Source organism: Mycobacterium sp. ABE4_509 (assembly GCF_056160785.1).
This window is the reverse complement of sequence record NZ_JBSWXU010000331.1, coordinates 1-632: the sequence shown is the minus strand read 5'-3', so window position 1 is coordinate 632 and position 632 is coordinate 1. Positions and strand designations below refer to the sequence as shown.

General features: G+C 74.8%; 1 protein-coding gene and 1 pseudogene. One reads left to right on the top strand and one right to left on the bottom strand.

The features are described 5' to 3' along the window. The coding region (locus tag ACXAID_RS28330; RefSeq protein ID WP_475025465.1) for a hypothetical protein at positions 1–217 on the bottom strand (217 nt) is incomplete at its 3' end. Between ACXAID_RS28330 and ACXAID_RS28325 the strand changes: the two are divergent. Then, positions 207–632 (top strand): annotated as a pseudogene (locus ACXAID_RS28325) (hypothetical protein); the annotation flags it as partial. The gene ACXAID_RS28330 and the pseudogene ACXAID_RS28325 sit on opposite strands and share 11 nt — an antisense overlap.

Here is a 632-nt window from a genome sequence, read left to right as displayed (position 1 = left end):
CGGCACACCCGTGGGTGGCGGGCAGCCTGGCCGCGGCGAGCGGCGCCGCGGCACTGGCAGCGGCCCGCAGCGGGCAACACTCGGCTGCACCGGCTTCGAACGCAGTGGTCTTCGCGGCAGCAGCTGGGCTTCTGGCTGTACCCGGGTCGCCCTGGGCGCCCACCGTTCTGTTGGCCTCGTCGGCCGGCCTGGCGGTGTCGACGTCGATGCTGCGCACTGCGTGTCGCGACAGCACAGCGCTGTGGGCGCTGGCAACGCTGACCGGTTGCCTGGCGGCATGCAGCGCACTGTGCACGGCGGTCGGGGGTGCGGTCACGACCGGGGGTGCCGCCCTGGTGGTGCTGGCCCTGGCCGGGCTGTCCCTGGCTCCCAAGGCGGCGATCACCGTCAGCGGGGCCGGTCCACCCGGTTCCGAGATCGACGACGGCCGGTCCGCCGTCGCCCACCGCGTGTTGACCGGCCTGGTAACGGGTTTCGCGGGCGCCGCGGCACTCGGCGCCATCGCGGTGGCGGCTGCGGCAGTGGCGCTGTCCTCGCACCCCGGACCGGCACTGTTCGTCACCGTTGTCGGGTTGCTCCTGCTGCTGCGGCTGCGCACGCACGCCGATCAGGGCCGCCGGCTGGCCCTCGGC